We start from the raw sequence: 21,680 nt of genomic DNA, 5'->3' as shown, positions 1-21,680 counted from the left end.
CCTCCCAGGTTGTCGATGACGCCATTCTCCGCCCTTCGCGGACACATTAAAATTGGCGAACCTCGTTGATCCGATATTCAAAAACGTATGGCAGACGACATCGGCTGGGAGCTTTACCGAACGTTCCTCGCAGTGCTGCGCGAGGGATCGCTGTCGGGTGCAGCGCGCGCGCTCGGCATCACGCAGCCGACGGCTGGGCGGCACGTTGAAGCGCTCGAACGGGCGCTGAAGGTAAGTCTATTTACGCGCTCGCAGAACGGGCTTCAGCCGACCGACGTTGCGCTTGCATTACAGTCGCACGCCGAAGCGATGCAGAGTACGGCGGCATCGCTCAAGCGCGCGGCGAGCGGCCACACGGGCGACGACGGCGCGGGCGTGCAGGGCGTCGTGCGCGTATCCGCGAGCGAAGTGGTCGGGGTCGAAGTGCTGCCGCCGGTCATCGCCGCGCTGCGCGAGCGGCATCCGCGATTGATCGTCGAACTCGTGCTGTCGAACCGCGTGCAGGACTTGCTGAGGCGCGAAGTGGATATTGCCGTGCGCATGGTGCGCCCGCGCCAGACGCAACTCGTCGCGCGGCGAGTCGGCGTGATCGAGGTCGGGCTCCATGCGCGGCGCGATTATCTCGACCGTCACGGCACGCCGCGCAGCATGGCGGCGCTCGCAGAACACGCGGTCATCGGCTACGACCAGCCAAACGCGTTCATTCGCGATGTGAGCCGCACGTTGCCGGGTTTTCGTCACGCGTTGTTTTCGATGCGCGCCGATAGCGATCTCGCGCAACTCGCACTGATCCGCGCGGGTGCGGGAATCGGCGGATGTCATGTCGCGATTGCGCGCCGTGATGGTCTCGTACGCGTGCTGTCGAAAGCGTTCGCGCTCCGGCTCGAAACGTGGGTGACGATGCACGAAGATCTGCGCGCGAGCCCGCGCTGCCGCGCTACCTTCGATGCCCTTGCTGACGCGCTCGAACAGTACGCGCGATAACGCCGCGACTGGGCGACACGCGCATCCGCAAGCCTCACTGTGAGCGTCGGCGCGAGGCATCGACACGGCGCAGTCCGCACCCGTCTTCCGAAACACTTCCAGCGGAGCTTCGACGAGCGGCGCAACCAGTTCGCATGGGCACGACGGATTTGTTCGATCCCGTATCGATGATTCTCCGCGAGACGCGACAGCGCATGTTATAGCGCGTGCTACCAGGGAGGAAGAGGCATTTGACCGTTCTGGGCGAGGTCAATCCAGAAACTTGACGCGGGCAGCGAGGTGAGAGCCGCGCGTTCTGATTGCCGAGCGAACCGAACAGCCATGTGCACGCCGATGAACTCAAGCGCGTCTACGAAGGGGTGTTGAATACGTACGGAATCTCGGCACCATGCGTGCTGCCGAGGCTGGTTTCTTTCCGGGGGTCCTACTGTACCTCTCGTACTGGATTCCGGCGTCGTACCGCGCTCGCATCGTTGCTATATTCATGGTGGCGATCCCGCTTGGTAACTTCGTCGGTTCACCACTATCCGCACTGCTTCTGCAAATGGATGGAATCGCAGGGATGCGCGGATGGCACTGGCTTTTTATCCTTGAAGGCCTGCCGACTGTGCTTCTTGGTCTGATGTGCCTGTTCTTCTTGACTAACAAGCCGGAGCAAGCGAGATGGCTCAAGGAGGAAGAGCGCACGTGGCTCGCCAATGAACTTGCGACAGAGACGAAGGCGCCAAAAAAAGTCTTGGATATGCCGCTGACGAAGCTCTTCCGAAACCGCTACGTCCTTTGCCTTGCTCTTGTCGATACCTGCGCGTCGGCTGCGGGTAGCACCCTGAACGTGTGGCAGCCACAATTGCTCAAGTCGTACGGCCTGACCGTTATGCAGACAGGCCTCATTAACTCCGTACCCTACGCGTTGGCGTGCGTGTTGATGGTCTATTGGGGCCGACGCTCTGACCGAGTAAAGGAACGTCGCTGGCACACAGTCATTCCGATGCTTCTTATCGGTATGGGCCTATTCGCCACGTCGCTTAGCGGCGCCGTGCTCCCGACGATCTGCCTGCTCTGTGCCGTTTTGGTCGGTGCTTATGCGTTCAAAGGGCCTTTCTGGGCGCTCTCTGGCGACATGCTCTCCGGCAGCGCGGCGGCGGCGGGCCTTGCAACGATTAACGCCATCGCAAATCTGCTTGGTGGCGGCCTCATGGTGAACGTCTACGGCTGGGTTAAGGAGGCAACGGGCAGTTACTCCCTCGCGCTCATGCCGCTTGCCATCCTTACGCTCGTCAGTGTCGCAACGTTGCTGCTCTTGACGCGCAAAGGACGATCCGGGCACATGGTCGGCAAGACGGAGGCAGCCTGAGCATGAAAATCTCGCGCGGCGCGGCTTTCTGGAGCTCGCCTGCGCTTCGAGGCGAATCTGGATTTACCTCGGTATGTTGCTTCTCGGATTGATCGCGATCGCCTTCATTCCCTCAATATCAACGGTCTTTCTGTGAGGCGCCGTCGAAAGCCGAGGTTGCTTAGTCAGAGGCCGCTGGCGCGCATCAGGGCGTACGCGAATGCAGGCGTCGATCCGATGACCATGCCTCGATTCCACGTACAGCAGGAATTTGCTAATTCCTGTCTGTACGGAGGTTTGAAGGTCGGAGAAGCTAGTGCCAAAACGACAACGGTGTCATTGCGCTGCGGCCGCCGTGTCGCGCAGCGCCGTGCGATCCCAGCCGCCTCCGAGCGCCTTGAGCAGTCGAACGCTAGCATTCAGTCGGCGCGCTTCGATCGTCTCGCCGTTGCGCTGGTTCTCGAGCGCAATGGTCTGCGCGCTGGCGACATTGAGATAGTCAACCGAGCCGGCCTGATAGCGGTTCGTCCCCTTGAGCACGAAAGGGTGGATGGAACGTTCTTACCTTCGTAGCTGTGTCGACTATGAGGTCCGACGTGCGCGCTAAGGTCTTAGCGACGTTCGGGACTGAAAGCGAGCTTGCTTGGCGAAACAAGTAGCATCGCCGATGGCGACCTCGACCGGCTGAAGTATGGCTGCTCGCGGCTGCCCGTTGGATCGCTAGCTGCGCGGGACGCAGCAAACGGACTTCGATTGAGATCATCTTCTAGTTCTTGACCGTTGCGGTTACTGGATCTGTGCCGAGTTCTCGCGATGGTGCTATGTTCGCGTGCATCGGTTCCGCGCATCCGAGCGGACCCCCAACGGAGTCGAACCGAACATGAAAGGTTGTGTACGGAAAGCGGTGGTCGGTTTCACCTTTGTCGCGTCGGGCGCCATGGCGCAATCCAGCGTCACGATGTATGGACGCCTCGACGGGGGCATCGAATATCTGAATCACATCGCGAACGGTACCGGCGGCACATCCGCGCGATGGAGCGCCGAGGGCGGCGACTGGGGCACCAGCATGTGGGGCCTCAAAGGCAACGAAGATCTAGGCGGCGGCCTGACGTCGGTGTTCAATCTCGAAACTGCGATCCAGATCATGAACGGCACCACGGGGGGCGGACGTCTCTGGTCGCGCCGCGCCTATGTCGGACTGAGCTCGAAGACATACGGGCAGTTGCAGGCGGGCCGCAATCTGTTCATTGACAGCGACGGCGTCTGGGAATTCGATCCCTTCGTGCAACAGGCGGTGTCATCGGCATCACTCGTGCGCGGACGCAACTGGCAGCAGACGAGCAACAACGTCGAATATCACAGCCCCGTGTTTCATGGATTCGACGTGCAAGGACAGTACTCGCTGGGCGGTCAGGCGGGCGCGTTCAACTCCGGCGCGGCGGGCGAGTTCGGCCGCTCGGACGGCATCATGCTGACTTACCACTCGCCGCTTTTCGACGTGCGCGGCATCTATGACGAACTGCGCAGCCAGAATGGCCAGATGAACAACGTATTTCAGGCGTCGCGCGAACTCTTCGTGGGCGCGAACCTGAAGGTGGATCGATGGAAAGTGCAGGCCGCCTACACGCACTATTCCGCGCCCGACACGCCCGCGGGCCTCTCCAGCACCGCCGATCACTATTGGCTCGGCGCGACCTATCAGGCGACGCCCGCTTGGGCCGTCACGGCGGCGGGCTTCTATGTCCACGTGGGCGAGGGCGGCGGCGACGCATCGCATGACCCGGCGAGCCACGCGATGCTCTATGTGCTCGGCACGACCTATAACTTCACCAAGCGCACATTTCTGTACAGCACGGTCGCTTACGTGCGCAACAGCGCGAACGGTACGTTCTCCGTCTTCGCCACGCCGCGCGACGCCGATCCGGGCACGAGTCCGCTCGCGGGGCAATCCCAGACGGGCGCGTACATCGGCATGATGCATATTTTCTGACGCGCCGACGTTTCTTTTCGGCCGAAGTAGTCATGTGCCTTGCGCTTGGTGCATTACGCGAGCGTGACCGCGCAATCGAGGCGTGGCTGCGGGATGAGGTTTTGCCAGACGACGACCGGCCTGTGCCCCGATCTGACGTTTCGCGGCGAGCAGGTGAATCGTGAAGGCTGCGCTCCCGATGCCGCCGAAAAGCAGCGTCGCGTGACAGCGTACTGGCAGCCGTATCACGATGCGATCGCCGCCGAGCTTGTGCGTCTGCGCGACATGCACGGGAACGTGCTGCTGTGGGAAGGGCACTCGATCGCGAGCGTGCTGCCGCGTCTTTTCGACGGCAAGCTGCCAGACCTGAACATCGGCACGCAGGATGGGAGGACGGCGGCGGAATCGGTGACGAGGGCGGTGACGGATGCGGCCGCGCAAAGCGATTACACGTGGGTCGCGAACGGGCGCTTCAAGGGCGGCTTCATCACGCGCCATTACGGCGCGCCGCAGGACGGGATTCACGCGGTCCAACTGGAAATGTGTCAGTCCGCGTATATGGATGAAGCGCCGCCGTTCGTGTATCTGCCGGAGAAAGCCGACGCTATCCAGCCGACGCTGCGCGCGATGGTCGGCGGCGCGCTCGATGCGGTCGTGGCGTTGGATTGACGTCGGCGAGCCGGTCATCGGCCACAGCATCGACGTGACTTGCCGGACGTCGACCCTCTTTCCGATCGTCGCTGGACTTTGCGCAGCAAGTGACGTGCTTCCGATGCAGATCGAATATTCATCGGGTTGCGTCGCGCGAACGGAATTGACCTCGCAATGACGCATTTCACGGTGATGCGCAACGGCCGCTGCTGGTCAGGCAGTCGGCCAGGCGCGCCGCTACGCGCCCATCGAGCTTACATGCGCGCTGGCGACGCGCCATCCCTCGGGCATCTTCACGCACGTTTGAGTCTGCCGGCCGATGCGCGGATCGCCATCGCGCCGGAACTCGATGTTCGCGACGGGAAGGCATCGCCGCATGTGGTCACGACGCGCGCGGTCACCGTGCGCGCCAGTGTCTTGCCCGGTCGTGCAGCCCGGAACGCGCGGATCGCCTTGTAACCGTAGAGGTTTTCCGTGGCGCCGTAGCGCAGCGTATGCGGCGTATCGAAAAACAGCGCGTCGAGCATCGCGACGTCGTTCGTGACGAGTGCGGTCTCGTACGCGTCGAAGGCCGCTTCGACCTCGGCCAGCTCGGCCCGAAGTCCTCGTAGCGTTCGCGGATCAACGCCAGCGCGCGCTGTGCCACGCCGTTGGGCAATTGATGGTTGCTCGGGCGTCCGCGTTTGCCTGACACCAGACCGGCCACGCCGGCCGCGTGGTAACGCCACACCAGGCGTTCGACTTGCCGTACGCTCAAGTTCAGCCGTTCGGCCGCACGCTCGGGTTTGAGTCGCGCGTCGGCGACCGCCTGAATCGCCTTGAGTCGGTCCAGTTCACGCATCGACATCGTGATGGTCCCAATCGTGTTCATCGCCCGCGCTCCTGAAACGCTTGTGTGGCGACGAACCTACGCCAAAACGCGACATCTCTACTTAGCAGAAACACGACATTTGAACTTGGGACCTACACTTAAAACTCTGATAATGTTGATTATGTAAAGCCAAGGATGGAAATTAGCCGCGCTTCCTGTTTGAAATTGTTGCTCACCGGGAAGCTCTATGGCGATTTGGGCGCGCGCTTCGGCCGCGTCTTCGTGCTTGACGTGCACTCACCACCGTCATGTGCCGCTCAGTGGCATCGCCGCAAGGCAGGGACGGTTCGACATCGTGAACTCGCCGCTGACCGAAGAGGCCGTGCTTGGATTCGAGTATGGCTACAGTGTTCAAACGAAGACCACGATGACTGTCTGGGAAGCACAGTACGGTGACTTCGTCAACGGCGCGCAGGTTTTCATCGATCAGTACATCGCGGCCGGCGAGTTCAAGTGGGGTTATGATTCGGCGCTCGCCGTATTGCTGCCGCATGGCCATGAGGGCGTCGGTCCGGAGCATTCGAGCGGCTATCTCGGCCGCTTCCTGCAGCTTTGCGCGGACGAAAACATGCGGATTGTCGTACCTTCGACCTCGGCGCAATGGTTTCATCTGCTTCGCCAGCAGGCGACGACCGAGCGTCGGACGCCGCTCATCGTCATGTCTCCGAAGTCGAAGCTTTACGGCAACGTCGCGTCGCACTCGACGCTGCGAGAGATGATCGATGGCGCATTTCAATGCGTACTGGGCGACGAACGCATCGCAGATGCAAGTGCGGTTGAACGCGTCGTCCTATGCAGCGGAAAGTTCTACTACGAATTGCGCGATGCTCGCGACGGGTCCGGCGACGAATCGACGGCGATCATCCGCATCGAGCAGCTGTATCCGTTCCCGCATGACCCACTCCGGCGCGTGCTCGCCCGGTTCACCAGCTTGCGCAGCATCGTTTGGGCGCAGGAGGAAGACCGCAATCAGGGCGCATGGCGATTCGTTCGCGACGAACTGGAGACCGTGCTTCCCGCCGATTGCGCCTTACGCGATGTCTGCCGCACCGCGACACCAGCCGGCGCGCATTCTTCCGTCGCGGCGCATCGTCGGGAACAAGCACAGCTGGGCGCGACCGCACTGGCGGCGGCCGAGCTTTAGGCCGAGTGCCAATTTTGCAGCAGGACGATGGGCGTCGATCGCGCGGAACGTACGATCGTACGCCGGGTACCCGAGTTCGCAATCTCCAGACTGATGAAACGTTGCGAGCTTGCTAGTCGAACCCTTGCGCGCGACGCATCGAGGATCCATCTCCATGTCCCCGCTGCTGGTTAAGCCGCGGCCGCCGGACGCCCTGTCGCTCGTGTGACGTCTTGCGTCCCTATTGCGGACCCCACTCACTCTCGCAATCACTCCCTTCATACTTCAAACCGGTGCATCGCCGTGCGCGGCGGTGCATTCGCCCGCTTCTACACCCCCCTTTCAGTGCATGTCGGAAGACGAAGCCCCGCAGGTCCGGGCGCTTCGCGTTGGCACACTTCATGCCTAATGAATTGCATTCAAGTTGCTTGAATGAAATTCCGATTGCCTTCAACATAGCCCATACGCAAGGGGAGTGTCATGAACAAACGTCTTCGCCATTTGCTGGCCGCACTGACGGGCGCGCTCGCGCTCAACGCCGCCGCGCCGTCGCTTGCGCACGCGGAAGATCTGCTCGCCCGCATCAAATCGAACAAGGAAATCACGATCGCGACGGAAGCGCGTTACGCGCCCTTCGAATACGTCGATAACGGCAAGATCGTCGGCTATGACGCCGATCTGATGGCCTACGTCCTCAAGTCTCTGCCCGATGTGAAGGTCAAGCAGCTCGACCTGCCCTTCCAGGGTCTGCTGCCCGGTCTCGATGCAAAGCGCTTCGACGTCGTCGTGACGGCCGTGACCGTCAACAAGGACCGCGCCGATCATTTCGCCTTCACTGTTCCCGTCGCCGACGCGACCACCGGCGTACTCACCCGGTCCGCCGATACCTCCATCAAAGCGCCGAACGATCTGAACGGCAAGGTGGTCGGCTCGCAGACCGGCTCTGCACAATTGCAGGCGCTGATGGCGCTCGACAAGAAGCTGAAGGAAGCAGGCGGTCCCGGCATCAAGCAGATCAAGCAATACGTCGCGTTCGACGAAGCCTATGCCGACCTCGCCGTCGGCCGGCTCGATGCCGTCGCGCAGTCCGTCGCCAATCTCGGGCCATTGCTGAAGTCGCGTCCGGGCGTTTTCGCGGTGTTGCCGCAGACCATCGGTCCGAAGAGCTACTTCGCCTGGGTCGCACGCAAGGACGCCGACAGCGCTGCCCTCCTCAAGCTCTTCAGCGATGGCATCGCGAGAGCGAACAGCGACGGCACCATGAAGAAGCTTCAGGAGAAATGGTTCGGCTCGACGATGGACGTTCCGGCCACGCTTCCCGCACCGTCTATCTGACATCGCGATGAACGGTCCCGATCTGCTTACGCGCTGCATCGGCTACTTGCCGCAACTGCTCGACGGCGCGCTGACGACACTCGTGCTGTCGGCGGTTGCTGTCTGCTGCGGCTTCTTCGTCGGCGTGTTCGTCTACACGATGTCGGTCAGCGACAGCCGGCTGATGCGCGGCACGGCGCGCGTGTATGTGAGCCTGCTGCGCGGCACGCCCGTACTCGCGCAACTGCTGGTGTTCTACTACGTGCCGTCCGCGCTCGGGCTGGAGTTACCGGGGCTCGCTGCCGCCGCGATCGGGCTGTCGCTCAACACGGGCGCGTATCAGTCGCAGATTCTGGGTGCGGGTTTTCGCTCCATCGCGCCGGGGCAAATCGAGGCGGCATCGACCTTCAATCTCACGCGGCGTCAGACCTTGTGGCATATCGAAGTGCCGCAAGTCGTGCGCGCGACGCTGCCCGCGCTCGTCTCCGAAATGATCGATATCGTCAAGGCGTCGGCGGTGGTGTCGGTGATATCCGTAACGGATCTGATGCGCGTCGGACAGCAGCTTTCGTCATCGACGTATCGGCCGCTCGAAGTGTACGCGTTGGCGGCGATGTTCTATCTGGCAATCACGTCGCTGCTCGCGGGCGCGGGTCATGTGTACGCGCTGCGTGTGGCACGGCGTCCGTGAGGCATCGGCATGAACAACTTCATCGCACTCGTTCCGCGCTTCATCGAAGCGATGGGCATCACGCTCGAAGTGAGCGTGCTGGCGGCCTTCATCGGCATCGTCGCGGGCTTCGCGATCAACGCGATGCGGCTCGCGTTCGGCCGTCCGTTCGCGCTCGTCTATGGCGCGTTCGTGTGGCTGGTGCGCGGCACGCCTTATCTGTCGCAGCTCGTGATCGTGTACTTCGGGCTGCCGGTTTTAGGCGTGACGTTGTCGGCCGTGCAGGCCACGATCCTTTCACTCGCGTTCTATTCGAGCGCTTATTTCGCGGAGCTTTTTCGCGCGGCATGGGCGAGCGTTCCGCGCGGTCAGCTCGAAGCCGCCGCCGCTTTCGGCGTGAGCCGGCGAGACGCGTTCCGCTCCATCGAACTGCCGCAGGCGCTCGCGTTCGCGGCGCCGCTGATCGCGAACCAGACGATTCTCGTCATCAAGGAGAGTGCGGTCGCGTCGATCATCACGGTGCCCGAATTGACGATGACGGCCAGCGATATCGTCGCATCGAGCTACACGTATATCGGTCCGTATGCGCTGCTGATCGCATGTTACTGGCTGCTGACGCAAGCCGTGTCGCTGATCGCGCAGGCCGCGACTTCCCGCATTCCGTTTCTGAAGAAGACATCATGAGCGACCTTCCGATTCTCAAGCTGCGCGCCGTCGGCAAGTCCTACGGCGAGAACCGCGTGCTCAAGGGCATCGACCTGGATGTGATGCGCGGCGAGATCGTCACGCTGATCGGGCCGTCCGGTTCGGGCAAGACCACCGCGCTGCGCTGCATGAATTTTCTCGAAGCCTATGACGAAGGCGAAGTGTGGATCAAAGGCCAGTTGCTGGGCTATCGATCGACAGGACGCACGGCGAAGGATCGTGACAGCGAAGCCAGCATCGCCGACGTGCGCCGTCCCATTTCGATGGTCTTCCAGCAATTCAATCTCTGGCCGCACATGAACGCGCTGGACAACGTCGCGACGCCGCTCGTGCTCGCCAAGAAGATGAGCAGGCGCGACGCGCGCACGAAAGCGTTGGCCGCGCTCACGCGTGTCGGTCTCGAGCACAAGGCGGACGCGTATCCCGCGCGGCTGAGCGGCGGGCAGCAGCAGCGCGTGGGCATCGCGCGGGCGCTGGCCATCGAACCGGAAGTGATTCTGCTCGACGAACCCACATCCGCGCTCGATCCCGAACTCGTCGAGGAAGTACTCAACGTGATCCGTTCGCTCGCGCAGGAAGGCATGACGATGGTGATGGTCACGCACGAGATGAGCTTCGCCGCGAAGATCTCCGACAAGGTCGTGTTCATGGAAGCCGGGAAAATCGTCGAAGCCGGACCGCCCGCGCAACTGTTCGGCAATACGCGCACACCGCGCTTGCAGCAGTTCCTTAAACCGTGGCTGGAACGCAGCCTCGATTTCGTGAGCGAAGGAGTGACATCGTGAGCGCAAGACAAGTGGCGGATGCCGTGAACGCGGCGCGCCTGCTCGAATCGATCGAAGCCCTCGCTGCATTCGGCGCGCGCGATGACGGCGGCGTGGACCGCCCCGCGCTCGGCGAACGCGATATCGAAGCGCGGCGCTTTCTGATCGACCGCGCGCGTGCGCTCGGCTGCAGCGTGCATGTGGATGCGTGCGCGAATCTGTTTTTCTGCCGCGAGGGCGACGCAGCACTTGCGCCGGTGATGACCGGCAGCCACATCGACACGCAACCTGCCGGCGGCAAGCTCGACGGATGTTACGGCGTGCTTGCGGGCTTCGAAGTGCTCGCCGCGTTGAACGATGCGAACGTGCCCACGCGCCGCCCGCTCGAAGTCGCGATCTGGACCAACGAGGAAGGCACGCGCTTCTCGCCGGGCGCGATGGGATCGAGCGCCTTCGTGGAGCCGTCGCGGATGGCGCGTTATGCGCACGTGCAGGACGCCGAAGGCACAACCCTGAGCGCGGCGCTGCAACGCCACGTCAGCGCGTTCCCCGAACTGCCGCCGCGCGCGCAGCAAGACGCCGCGCATGCCTTCGTCGAACTGCATATCGAACAGGGTCCGCAACTCGAAAAGGCCGAGGTGCCGCTCGCTGTCGTCAGCGGCATTCAGGGCGTGCGCTGGTACGCGTTCCATGTGCAGGGCATCGCCGCCCACGCGGGCACCACGCCGATGCCACTGCGCCGCGACGCGATGACGCTCGCCATCGCGCTGCATCGGGAACTCGATGCCATCGCCCATGAACTCGGCCGCGCCGATACGCGCGTCACGTTCGGCCGCTGGAACATCGCGCCGAATTCGATCAACACGATTCCGTCGGCGGTGAGTTTCACCGTCGACTTCCGCCATCCGGACGCGCGCGTGCTCGGCGCGTTCGATGAACACGCGCAGGCCATCGCGCAATCTCATGGCGCGCGCATCGAAGCGCTGTTCGCCCATGCGCCCGTCGCGTTCAATCCGTCCGTGTTGTCGCGCATCGACGAAGCCTGCCGCGCGCTCGATACCCGCGCGCTGCATCTGACCTCGGGCGCATTCCACGACGCCATGTATCTCGCGAAACATTGCCCGAGCGGAATGATCTTTGTGCCCAGCATAGACGGCATCAGCCACAACCCCGCCGAAGCGACGGACGCCGGACATCTCGTGCTCGGCGCACGCGCGCTCGCTCATTGCCTCACCACACTCTGCAACGACTGAAGGAGCCCACATGAACGCATCCGCAACGACTCTTGCAAGCACCGAAGACAACGGCCAGGAAACCGGCGTCAACGCCACGCTCAACGAACCCATCTCGCCGGACGGCACGCCTGAAATCGGCATGACGTATACGGTGCCCGCGCGCTGCGGCCGCGCGGTGCGCGTGAAGGCCGGGCAGACCATCCGCATCGCCAATCCGCACGGCACGCAAGTGTGCGATACGTGGATCTTCAACGCGCAGCATCTGAACGAGTTTCTGTCGTTCGAACATACGCGCGCGTTCATCGACAAGATCATTCCGCAGCCGGGCGATCCGCTCGTGACCAACCAGCGCCGCCCGATTGCCGAACTCGTCACGGATACGTCGCCGGGCGTGCACGATACGCTCATCGCCGCGTGCGATCTGTACCGCTATCGCAATCTCGGCGTCGAGCACTATCACGACAACTGCGCGGACAACCTGCGGCTTGCGCTGAAGGCTATTGGCTTGCGCACGAAGGAAGTGCCCCAGCCGTTCAATCTTTGGATGAACATTCCCGTCAAGCCGGATTATTCGATTGACTGGCTGCCGCCCGTGTCGAAGTCCGGCGATTACGTGGATATCAGGGCCGCGATGGACTGCGTCGTGGTCATGTCGGCGTGCCCGCAGGATATCATTCCGATCAACGCGCTCAACCCGCTCGAAGTCGAGTTCACGGTGCTCGCATAAGCGCGCCCTTCTTCTTTTCGATGGTGTTCATTCGTGGCCAGCAAACGACCTTCCTCAACTGCAGCGCGTACTTCACCTAAAGCCAACGCCGCGCCGGCGTCCGCCGCCGATGGCCTCGGCACGCGTCTGCGTCATGCGCGCATGGTGCGACAGATGACGCTCAAGGTGCTCGCGGGAGCGGCGGGTTGCTCGGAAAGTCTTCTGTCGAAGGTCGAAGGCGGCCACGCGACGCCTTCGCTCGCCATGCTGCACAAGCTCGCCATTGCGCTCGACACCAACATCGCGGCACTGCTGTCCGCGCCGACCCTCACGGCTTCGCCGGTTCAGCGTGCGAGCGAGCGGCCCTCGGTGCGCTTTCCGGGCGCGCGGGCCGCTCCGGCGGCCGGCAAACGCAGACGTGCCGAGGGCTCCATCATGCTCGAACGCCTTGTCGTGCCGAGTCCGGGCCAGTTGCTTCAGGGCGACATCCACGTACTGGAGCCGCTCGCGCGCAGCGACGAGCAGATTCATCACGTCGGCGAAGAGTTGGGTTATGTGCTCGAAGGCGAACTGGAACTCACGCTCGGCGATCAGAGCTATTCGCTCAAGGCGGGCGATTCGTTCTATTTTCCGAGCACCGAGCCGCACAGCTATCGCAATCCGGGCGATGCGGTGACGCGCATACTCTGGGTCAACACGCCGCCCACGTTCTGATCAGCGGGAACTCATCATGGCCAGCACCGATCTTTCGCAGATGCAGTTGCCGCGCTTCGCCGGCATTCCCACTTTCATGCGCGTGCCGTTCGAGCGCGACCTCGCGGCGCTCGATATCGCGCTGGCGGGCGTGCCCTTCGATGGCGGTGTCACCGCGCGTCCTGGCGCACGCTTCGGGCCGCGCGAGATCCGCAACATGTCCACGATGATGCGCGCGATTCATCACGTCACGCGATTCAATCCGTTCGAAGCGTGCCGCGTCGCCGATATCGGCGATGTGCCCTTTGAGCATCTCTACGATCTAGAAGCCGCGCACGCCGATATCCGCCGCTTTTTCGAGCCAGTATTCCGCGCGGGGAAGATAGCGCTGATCGCGGGCGGCGATCACTCGATCACCTATCCGGTCTTTCAGGCGATCGCGCCGAAGCAACCGCTCGCGCTCGTGCATATCGACGCGCACACGGACACGTGGGATGCGTTCAAGGGCTCGAAATTCACGCACGGCGCGCCGTTCAGACGCGCGGTCGAAGCGGGTCTTCTCGATCCCACGCGCACGATTCAGATCGGCATACGCGGCGCGCAGAATACCGACGAAGGCTGGCGTTATTCGTTGGATCACGGCATGCGCGTGGTGTTCATCGAAGAGTTCGAGGAACGCGGCCCGGCGGCGATCGTCGAAGAAGCGCGGCGCGTGGTCGGCGATGCGCCCGTGTATCTTTCGCTCGATGTCGATGGGCTCGATCCGGTGTTCACACCTGGCACCGGCACGCCGGAAATCGGCGGATTGACGACGCGCGAAACGCTTGCGTTGCTGCGCGGACTCGACGGGTTGAACTGGGTCGGCGGCGATGTGGTTGAAGTGTCGCCGCCGTATGATCCGAGCGGCAACACCGCGCTCGTCGCCGCAACGATGATGTACGAGATGCTGTGTCTGTTCGCGGCACATCAGGCGGGATCGAGCCGACGCTAGCGCAGCGTCGAACGGGCTGCCGCTCGATGGTCCCGGCGTTAGCGAGCGACGTACCCGCGTCGCGGCCATACGCGGCCAACTATGCGTCGACTAAGAGCTTCTTGCTGCCGGACCTGCTCTTTCAGGGAGCCCGATAGATGAACCGCCCTCCGAGAACTTCCTTTGACGCTGCTTGCAGTGTCGTAACAGCTCGCTAACAATGATGCAGGCGTGCTATTACGCGAATGTCTCGAAGCGCAGATCACATTGCTGTCGGGCTTTCGGTCGTCAACCGACACATCGCGACTGCGGCGCCCTTCGCAATGGGCGCGCTCCATGGATCGGCCGGCAAAGTCCGCCCGAGCAATGCCTTGCCGGAAGCTGCCACAAGCGTCTCCCGATGCCTCATTGATGCAGAATCGGCGCAAAGACCACACCGACACGACCTGAATACCATGGACGACGCAGAATCGCTTTCCCTCGCACTACCCGACGGCTCTAAGGTCTCTGCGCTCCTTCAAGTGCCAGAGCACGCGCGAGCGCTATATGTCTTCGCGCACGGCGCTGGGGCGGGCATGCAGCACGCCGGCATGTCGTCTTTGGCCGACGCGCTTGCCGCGGCGAACGTCGCCACATTGCGCTACCAGTTTCCGTACATGGAGCGGGGCTCCAGGCGGGTGGACTCGCCGGCCGTGGCACATGCTGCCGTGCAGGCAGCCGTCGCAGAGGCCCGCCGGCGGCTGCCAGCCCTGCCGCTCTTCGCGGGCGGCAGGTCGTTCGGCGGCCGCATGACGTCCCAGGCCCAAGCCATCTCCGCGCTCGATGGCGTGCGTGGCCTCGCTTTCGTCGCGTTCCCGCTGCACCCGGCTGGGGCGCCCGGCGTCGAGCGGGCGCGGCACTTGGCGGACGTCACGGTGCCGATTCTCTTCCTGCAGGGCACGCGCGACAAGCTGGCCGAGCTTCACCTGCTGAGGTCGGTCGTCGAGACGCTCGGGCCGCGCGCCACGCTGCATGTGGTGGACGACGCAGATCATTCGTTTCACGTGCGCGCATCCTCCGGCCGGACCGACGCGGAGGTCGTGCGCGAACTAGCGCGGACGATGTCGGAGTGGTTCTTCGCCGAAGGGTAGTTCGTGCGCGTTACCTGAGCAAGCGCAGGAATGCTTGTAGCAGAGTCGGGACGGGAAGCCGGCGAACTCGCCGTCCTGCACTCGCCCTCTCAACGCTTTGCTATCCGCAGACGGTCTGTCGCATAGCCACGACAACCGACGCCTGTCGCGTCGGCGGCGTTTTGCCAGTGCTTAGTGAGTGAATTTGTCAGATCGATCTTTTTGCGGTGCTTCCGCCCCCGGAAATCGCGGCGGGCCATCTGCTTTGATTTGGCCGGCGCCGATCCGTGCAAGCCGCTTAGGGATGCGGCCGGAAAGCAATCAAGACTTTGCGATCATCAACTCCGTGCTGCACGGATGCGATCCACGGTCGCTACCCCATCGGCGCCCCAACCTCTACTAAACTGGGTAGCGTACTCCTGCAAGCTCAGTGAGGGCGGCGCGCAGTTAGCTAGCTGATCCGCGCGACCGAACGCCACGGTGTCAACCCCGGAGTTGACTTGATGAACAGCGTCGTTACCAGGATGCTGATTGCGATTTCCGTCGGCTATCTAGTGGTCGGTTGCGCTGCGGTTCCGCCAGAAGCCGCAATACCGGCTTACCAAAACCGGGCCGTGACACGCGACGAGGCCGGCATCGAGGTTTCAACAGCCGTGCTGTCCTCAGAGGAAAGCGCGGCGGTGTACGGTGTCCCGCTTGCCGAAAGAAGAATTCAGCCCGTCTGGATCGAGGTCCGCAATCGCGAGGACCACAACTACTTTCTCCTGTCACCCGGCCTGGATCCAAACTTCTTTCCCGCATCGGAGGCGGCAGAGGCTTTCAGCAGCGATGCTTCGCCCGACCAGCGTTCCGAGCTCGCGCGCCGCTTCCGTAGTCTCGCTTTTCATAACCCCGTGCGTCCCGGAGAGACGGTCGCGGGGTTTGTGCTGACGAATTTCAACGCGGGCGCGAAGCTGGTGCAACTGGATCTCGTCGCGAGCGGACACGCTCGGACGTTCTCCGTTTTTGTATCCGTACCTGGGTTTGAAGCCGACTACAAGCGTAGTCAGGTCTTCAGACGGGCGACCGATCCGCAGGAGCCCACTGTAAATTACACGGACGACGCGAGCTTTCGAGAAGCGCTCGAAGCACTGCCCTGTTGCGCAACTGACGAGGACGGCTCAAAGAAGGGCGACCCGCTCAACCTGGTGATCGTCGGCAGCCTCGACGACGCCTTTCCCGCACTCGTGCGGCGGGGCTGGAGCCTCACGGAACGAAAGTGGTCGGGGGCAATCGAGCGGATGATCAGCGCCGCGTTGTCGGGCCAAGCGTACGTCAACGCGCCGGTGAGCGACCTTTACCTGTTCGGACGCGCCCAAGACCTCGCGCTTCAAAAGGCGCGGGGCGACATTCACCAGCGCAACCATATGCGGCTCTGGCTCAGCACGATGCGCTATCACGACAAGCCTGTGTGGGTTGGACAGATCAGCCGCGATATCGGGATTCGCCTGACGTGGCACTCGTCAACGTTCACGACACACAAGATCGACCCGGAGGTGGATGAGGCACGCACTGCGCTGACCGAAGACATGGCGTATTCCCAGAACCTGTTCAAGATGGGACTAGTGACGGGGGTGGGTGCCGTGTTGGAAGCTGCGCCGCGAAGGAATTTGACGACCGACCCGTATTACACCGACGGCTTCCGCGTCGTGCTGGTGTTCGATCGCACGCCGAGGCCGTTATCGCAGATCGAAATCTTCCCGTGGATCACTCCGTACAAGGTACTGCGGGTGACGCCAGGAGCGAGGCCATGACCATCCAGCAGACCTTGCGCAGGCGACGGTCTAATGCAGGACTCGCGCTATGCCTGGCGCTCGCGCTGGCCGGCTGCTCGACATGGCAAATTCCGCCCGAGGCGGACGCTGAGCCGTTGCGTCAGCGCGAGGTCAGCGCCTCCAGTCGCGGCGTACGCGTGAGCGCAACGGTGCTTAGCGAAGAAGACAGCAAGCGGATGTATGGTGCCGACGTCAACAGAACGGGAGTGCAGCCGCTTTGGCTCGAAGTGCAGAATGGGACGTCGCAGGCGCTGTGGCTTTTACGCTCGGGCACGGACCCGGACTACTTCTCACCTCATGAAGTCGCATGGTCAATGCATACGCTGTTTGGCGGCGCAAGCAACAAGCGCATGGACGACTATTTCCGTGATCTCAGGTTCAACAACCCCATCCCGTCGGGGGAGACACGATCGGGCATTTTGTTCACCAACCCCGATCAAGGCATCAAGCTCGTCAATGTCGATCTGCTGGGAAACCAGACGCTGATGCCCTTCTCGATCTTTCTGCGTGTGCCAGGCGGCACGATGGATCCACGGCTGTCGCAGATCCCTCTGCCACCCTCTGCCACTGGAATCATGGACTACCAGGACCTGGCGTCGCTGCGCGCGGCGCTCGAGCGCCTACCATGCTGTGCCACCGACCCGAGCGGGACTATTCAGGCCGATCCGCTAAATGCCATTGGCATTGGCCAGCTCACCGACATCGGGGCAGCGCTGGTGCGGCGCGACTATCGGCGCGATGCGCGGGAGTTTGACCTCGCGCAGCGCGTCTTCGGTCGGGAACCGGACTTTGTCATGCGCAAGCAGGCGCAGGCCGGGGCGCCCGCAAACTGGATCCGGGGATGGCTCGCTCCGATCCGCTTTCAGGGACAACTGGTCTACGTCGCGCAGGTCGGCCGCCCTGTCGGCGGGCGCTTTGCACCCCGCGATAAAAAACGCCTCACTCTCCACGAGAACGTCGACGAGGCACGCAACTTTCTGATGCAGGACCTGATGTATTCGAGCGGCCTCGAAAAGCTCGGATTTGTGAACGGTGTTGGCCCCGCACCGCCGACTCGTCCTCGTATAACCCTTGACGGTGCGACTTACTATACGGACGGATTGCGCGCGGTCGTGTTCTTCGCCACCCGGCCGCGGAGTCTGTCGGATGTCGATTTTCTTGAGTGGGTCCCCTATCTGGAAGAGCCAGATACTCGTCAAACTGGAGCAACCGGCAATGCGAGTCAGTGACTCGAGATCGAGATGGGCGCTCATTCAATTCAAGCGTCAGGTTGCCGCTGCCTTCGATGCGTGCCGCCAGATCAGCGCTTGGTTAGCGACGATCACGTCGTGCGTTCTCTTCGGCGCATGCGCGGCGAAGCCGCTTATCCCGTACTCGGCCGATACACCCCCGATGGTTCTCATGCCCGCGTCTCAGGCTGGCGTCATGGATAAGCGAGGGCGCTTTCGGGAAATTTATTGCGCGGTCCTCGAAGCACGCGGTGCAGCGCTACCCGACTACCGCCCGTGCGAGCAAGCGCTGACGCGGGTCGGCGCAGAGTCCCCTGGCACCGGCGAGCCCGTCGAACTTGGCCAGTCTAGGCGGCACCTGATTGGGGCGGTGGTGCATGGCGTCGGCTACGATTGCTTCGATCCCTGGCTGGATACGCCGGATACCGTCGTGACGCATCTTCGCGAGTATGGCTTCGATGCAGCGCTCATCAACGTCGACGCGCTGTCGAGTTCCACTAACAATGCACGGCAAATTCGCGACGCGATCATGGCTATGCCGGCATCGGAGGACGCGCCGCGGCTCGTGTTGATTGGTTATTCGAAGGGGGCGCCCGACATTTTGGAAGCACTGGTCGCCTATCCTGAGATACGAAGCCGGGTGGCGGCGGTGGTGAGTGCCGCCGGTGCGATCGGCGGCTCCCCGCTCGCCAACGACGCCGACCAATATCAGGCCGACTTGTTGCGATATGTTCCGGGCGCAACCTGCACATCGGGCGATGGTGGTGCCGTAGAGAGTTTGAGACCTGCGACTCGCAAAGCGTGGCTCGCGCAGCATCCGCTTCCGGCTGATCTGCATTACTACTCGGTCGTGACGTTCCCGCAGCCCGAGCGAATCTCCTCGATCCTGAAGTCGAGCTATGACAAGCTCGCGCGCGTCGACTCGCGGAACGACAGTCAGGTCATCTTTTACGATCAGGTTGTCCCCGGCAGCACGCTTCTCGCCTACGTCAATGCGGATCACTGGGCGCTCGCGGTGCCTGTTGCGCGGACCCACCCTACGATCGGGGCGCTCTTCGTTACACAGAATGCGTATCCTCGCGAGGCGCTGGCAGAGGCGATTCTGCGCTTCCTGGAGGAGGATCTTGGCGTGCCGATCCGCTGATTAGCTGGCAGTCGTCTGTCAACGAACGCGTTCGGGGCCGTTTCAACCGGTTGATGCAACCCAATGTACACCGGTCCGGCGTCGGTCCGGTCTCGACCTGAACCGGCCGCTGGAGCGGTCACACTGCGACTTGGTCGAACGGCAGAAACCGGCCGGTTGCGGAATTTAGCACAACGGCCAACCAGCTAACGAAAGGGTGAGGAAGTAAATCCGTGCAGCCATATGCGTTAAGCGGCAACCATCTCTGCAGACGTCGTTCGTCCGTCAAGGCTGTAACGTGTCCGGAAGGCGGCCCGTTCGCTGGCTCGTGCGATGGACAGCTTACTGCGCCCCGGATTGCGGCGATTCCAAGCTTTTCACGGCGTTCCTGATCTCTTGCAGAAGCCGGCTTTGTTGATACGGCTTGCGTAGTCTCGGTAGATCCGCTCCGGTGCCCTCCGGCAGTTCCGCGTAGCCGGTTGCGAGTATGACAGGCAGGACGGGCCTGAGTGCCCGCGCCGCATTGGCTAATTCAACGCCGGTCATCTTGGGCATTGAGAAATCAGTTAGCAGAACGTCAACTTTCTGGCCGGCGCGAAGGACTTGGAGCGCGGCGTCCCCTGATGCGGCCTCGATCACCTCATGTCCAAGGTCCTGCAGGAGATAAGATGTGCTTGACAAAATAAGTGGGTCGTCATCGACGACTAGTACGGTGGCGCGCAGCTCGCTGGCGTCGGCCGGACCGTCGTCCTTCGGGTCATCGGCGATACGCTCCTCGGCAGCCGGGCGACCCGTGACAGGAAGCCAGAGCGATGCACGCGTGCCCTTTCCATACGTGCTTTCTAGACGAAGCGCGCCTTGTAGCTGACGCGCGAGACCGTGAATCATCGAAAGGCCAAGCCCCGTGCCCTTCCCCACTTCCTTGGTCGTGAAGAAGGGTTCCGTCGCTTTGGCGAGTGTCGCGGCGTCCATGCCAGTGCCTGTGTCCCTCACTGTCACCCGCACGTAGTCGCCGGCTCGCAGGTCGCCATCGCCCGCAGAATGCGCGGTATCGACGCTGATTTGGATTGCGCCGCCGTCGGGCATCGCATCGCGCGCATTGACTACCAGGTTCAATATCGCCAGTTCAATCTGATTTGTATCGACGCGAGTGAACGGCACTTCTTCGGGCGTATCGATGACCAGTTCGATCATAGAGCCAATCGACCGGTCCAGAAGGTCGGCCATGCCGTGAACCAGCGCAGACATCTGGACAGGCTCGACCTTAAGGACCTGCTGTCGCGCGAACGCGAGCAGCCGTTGAGTGAGCGCGGCGCCGCGTTGAGCGCCTTTCAGCGCGCCATCGACCAACCGACCCACTCGCTCTTCCGGCGGCACTTCCTTTCGCACGAGTTCGAGATTCGCCATGATCGCCATCAGCAAATTGTTGAAGTCGTGCGCGATGCCGCCCGTCAACTGGCCGATCATCTCGAGCTTCTGGACCTGCCGCAGCAGCTTCTCTGTGTGCTCGCGCTGCCGTATTTCCTCGAGCACCGTTCGATGCGCGTCTTCCAGTTGCGCGGTGCGCTCCAGCACCTTGACTTCGAGCGATTCGTTCACCCGGCGCAGCTGATCTTCCGACGTTTTGCGCAGCGTCACGTCGGAGCAAACGCCGACGAGCCGAACGATCCGGTCGTCGCGCACGACACGCGCCCTGACTTCAACCCAGTGCACGGTCCCGTTCCGCCAGACGTTGCGATACTCGATCGCGTAGTCGCAGCCGGTTTCCGCGCTGACCGCGATGGCTGCCTGCACCCGCTCGCGATCCTCGGGATGAGTGCTTGCAATCAGTTCTTCATAAGTAAAGTTGTCGGTCTCCAAGCGGCCGAATATCGCTTTGCAAGTCGTCGATGCTGTCAGCGTGTTGCTGGAAAGATCGAGGCTCCAGGAGCCGAGGTGTCCGGCCGTGAGTGCTATGCGAAGATGCGCTTCGCCCTCATCGAGTTCTCGGATTCGAGCCCGAGCCTCGAACTGGCGATTCCGGCCCCGCACCGCTGTTTCGACGACGCTTACGAACGTCGTCGGATGAAACGGACGCTCGATGAACGTGACGTTGCCGAGTGCCGTAATCAACCGCTCGGCCATCGGTCTGCGAACGGGACCGCTGCGCTGTGTGAGTACGACAAATGGAAGGTCCGACCACGGCGGCTGCGACGACACCCATCCCGCCAGCGTGGCGAGGTCGGCGCCGTTCAACGCTTCGTCGGCGACGATAACGCAGCAGACGTCGTCTCTCAACGTCTCGCCGAGTTGCGCTACGTTCTTGCACGGCTCTGCGTCGATCCCGGCCGCCCCCAACAGCGCCTGCGCAACGACGCAGTCGCGTCCCGACGGGGTGAGGAGCAGCACGGGACATCGCTCGGTTTCGGCCATGCGAT

The 21,680-nt window shown here is 62.6% G+C and carries 16 protein-coding genes and 5 pseudogenes; 17 read left to right on the top strand and 4 right to left on the bottom strand.

What is annotated here, in order from left to right:
• Positions 1 to 87: 87 nt before the first annotated feature.
• Together LDZ23_RS34480 and LDZ23_RS34475 are read left to right on the top strand one after the other, a co-directional pair.
• Positions 88 to 984: a LysR family transcriptional regulator gene (locus LDZ23_RS34480; RefSeq protein WP_008345513.1), complete on the top strand. Its 897-nt coding sequence runs from the start codon at positions 88 to 90 to the stop codon at positions 982 to 984.
• Positions 985 to 1,378: 394 nt separating this feature from the next.
• Positions 1,379 to 2,338: pseudogene (locus tag LDZ23_RS34475) on the top strand (MFS transporter); the annotation flags it as partial.
• A gap of 315 nt (positions 2,339 to 2,653) precedes the next feature.
• Here the strand turns inward: LDZ23_RS34475 and LDZ23_RS34470 are convergent.
• Positions 2,654 to 2,845 (bottom strand): annotated as a pseudogene (locus tag LDZ23_RS34470) (RND transporter); the annotation flags it as partial.
• Positions 2,846 to 3,197: 352 nt separating this feature from the next.
• On the opposite strand from LDZ23_RS34470, the gene LDZ23_RS34465 reads away from it, so the two are divergent.
• Both LDZ23_RS34465 and LDZ23_RS34460 read left to right on the top strand, forming a co-directional pair.
• Positions 3,198 to 4,307, top strand: coding sequence for a porin (locus LDZ23_RS34465; RefSeq protein ID WP_075583492.1), 1,110 nt, complete (start codon positions 3,198 to 3,200; stop codon positions 4,305 to 4,307).
• Between the two features lie 93 nt (positions 4,308 to 4,400).
• Positions 4,401 to 4,955, top strand: a complete 555-nt coding sequence (locus LDZ23_RS34460) for an N-formylglutamate amidohydrolase (RefSeq protein WP_008345517.1) — start codon at positions 4,401 to 4,403, stop codon at positions 4,953 to 4,955.
• 219 nt (positions 4,956 to 5,174) lie between these two features.
• Here LDZ23_RS34460 and hpxZ read toward each other — a convergent pair.
• Positions 5,175 to 5,527 (bottom strand): annotated as a pseudogene (gene hpxZ / locus LDZ23_RS34455) (oxalurate catabolism protein HpxZ).
• Positions 5,527 to 5,808, bottom strand: a pseudogene (locus LDZ23_RS34450) (helix-turn-helix domain-containing protein); the annotation flags it as partial. The pseudogenes LDZ23_RS34450 and hpxZ, both read right to left, overlap by 1 nt.
• 244 nt (positions 5,809 to 6,052) lie before the next feature.
• On the opposite strand from LDZ23_RS34450, the pseudogene LDZ23_RS34445 reads away from it, so the two are divergent.
• The 13 genes and pseudogenes from LDZ23_RS34445 to LDZ23_RS34385 form a co-directional block, all read left to right on the top strand.
• Positions 6,053 to 6,952, top strand: a pseudogene (locus LDZ23_RS34445) (2-oxoglutarate dehydrogenase E1 component); the annotation flags it as partial.
• Positions 6,953 to 7,411: 459 nt separating this feature from the next.
• Positions 7,412 to 8,266, top strand: coding sequence for a transporter substrate-binding domain-containing protein (locus LDZ23_RS34440; protein ID WP_008345520.1), 855 nt, complete (start codon positions 7,412 to 7,414; stop codon positions 8,264 to 8,266).
• A 7-nt stretch (positions 8,267 to 8,273) separates the two neighbouring features.
• Positions 8,274 to 8,936 carry an amino acid ABC transporter permease gene (locus tag LDZ23_RS34435; protein ID WP_008345528.1) on the top strand — a complete coding sequence of 221 codons (663 nt, stop codon included), beginning with the start codon at positions 8,274 to 8,276 and terminating at the stop codon, positions 8,934 to 8,936.
• Between the two features lie 9 nt (positions 8,937 to 8,945).
• On the top strand, positions 8,946 to 9,599 hold the full coding sequence (locus LDZ23_RS34430) for an amino acid ABC transporter permease (RefSeq protein ID WP_008345529.1): 654 nt from the start codon (positions 8,946 to 8,948) through the stop codon (positions 9,597 to 9,599).
• Positions 9,596 to 10,405, top strand: coding sequence for an amino acid ABC transporter ATP-binding protein (locus tag LDZ23_RS34425; RefSeq protein WP_008345531.1), 810 nt, complete (start codon positions 9,596 to 9,598; stop codon positions 10,403 to 10,405). The genes LDZ23_RS34430 and LDZ23_RS34425 overlap by 4 nt, the downstream gene beginning before the upstream one ends.
• A complete protein-coding gene (locus LDZ23_RS34420) occupies positions 10,402 to 11,637 on the top strand; it encodes a M20 family metallo-hydrolase (protein ID WP_008345532.1) in 1,236 nt (411 codons plus the stop codon). The genes LDZ23_RS34425 and LDZ23_RS34420 overlap by 4 nt, the downstream gene beginning before the upstream one ends.
• A gap of 10 nt (positions 11,638 to 11,647) precedes the next feature.
• Positions 11,648 to 12,346, top strand: coding sequence for a DUF1989 domain-containing protein (locus LDZ23_RS34415; RefSeq protein ID WP_008345533.1), 699 nt, complete (start codon positions 11,648 to 11,650; stop codon positions 12,344 to 12,346).
• Positions 12,347 to 12,487: 141 nt separating this feature from the next.
• Positions 12,488 to 13,039 (top strand): cupin domain-containing protein, encoded by a 552-nt coding sequence (locus LDZ23_RS34410; RefSeq protein ID WP_008345534.1) that lies wholly within the window; start codon positions 12,488 to 12,490, stop codon positions 13,037 to 13,039.
• A gap of 16 nt (positions 13,040 to 13,055) precedes the next feature.
• Positions 13,056 to 14,009: an agmatinase gene (gene speB / locus LDZ23_RS34405; protein ID WP_008345535.1), complete on the top strand. Its 954-nt coding sequence runs from the start codon at positions 13,056 to 13,058 to the stop codon at positions 14,007 to 14,009.
• A 434-nt stretch (positions 14,010 to 14,443) separates the two neighbouring features.
• A complete protein-coding gene (locus LDZ23_RS34400; protein ID WP_008345536.1) occupies positions 14,444 to 15,118 on the top strand; it encodes an alpha/beta hydrolase family protein in 675 nt (224 codons plus the stop codon).
• A 482-nt stretch (positions 15,119 to 15,600) separates the two neighbouring features.
• On the top strand, positions 15,601 to 16,890 hold the full coding sequence (locus LDZ23_RS34395; protein ID WP_008345537.1) for an LssY C-terminal domain-containing protein: 1,290 nt from the start codon (positions 15,601 to 15,603) through the stop codon (positions 16,888 to 16,890).
• The gene (locus tag LDZ23_RS34390; RefSeq protein ID WP_008345538.1) at positions 16,887 to 18,140 is read left to right on the top strand and encodes an LssY C-terminal domain-containing protein; all 1,254 of its coding nucleotides are present in this window, start codon (positions 16,887 to 16,889) and stop codon (positions 18,138 to 18,140) included. The genes LDZ23_RS34395 and LDZ23_RS34390 overlap by 4 nt, the downstream gene beginning before the upstream one ends.
• Positions 18,127 to 19,284: a lipase family protein gene (locus LDZ23_RS34385; RefSeq protein WP_008345539.1), complete on the top strand. Its 1,158-nt coding sequence runs from the start codon at positions 18,127 to 18,129 to the stop codon at positions 19,282 to 19,284. Before LDZ23_RS34390 ends, LDZ23_RS34385 begins: the two co-directional genes overlap by 14 nt.
• Positions 19,285 to 19,605: 321 nt before the next feature.
• On the opposite strand, the gene LDZ23_RS34380 is transcribed toward LDZ23_RS34385, so the two are convergent.
• A complete protein-coding gene (locus LDZ23_RS34380; RefSeq protein ID WP_008345540.1) occupies positions 19,606 to 21,675 on the bottom strand; it encodes a hybrid sensor histidine kinase/response regulator in 2,070 nt (689 codons plus the stop codon).
• Between the last annotated feature and the right edge of the window lie 5 nt (positions 21,676 to 21,680).

Origin of the sequence: Caballeronia zhejiangensis (assembly GCF_022879815.1) — a bacterium.
Taxonomy (GTDB): Bacteria; Pseudomonadota; Gammaproteobacteria; order Burkholderiales; family Burkholderiaceae; genus Caballeronia; species Caballeronia zhejiangensis.
This window is presented reverse-complemented; position numbering and strand designations above follow the sequence as displayed.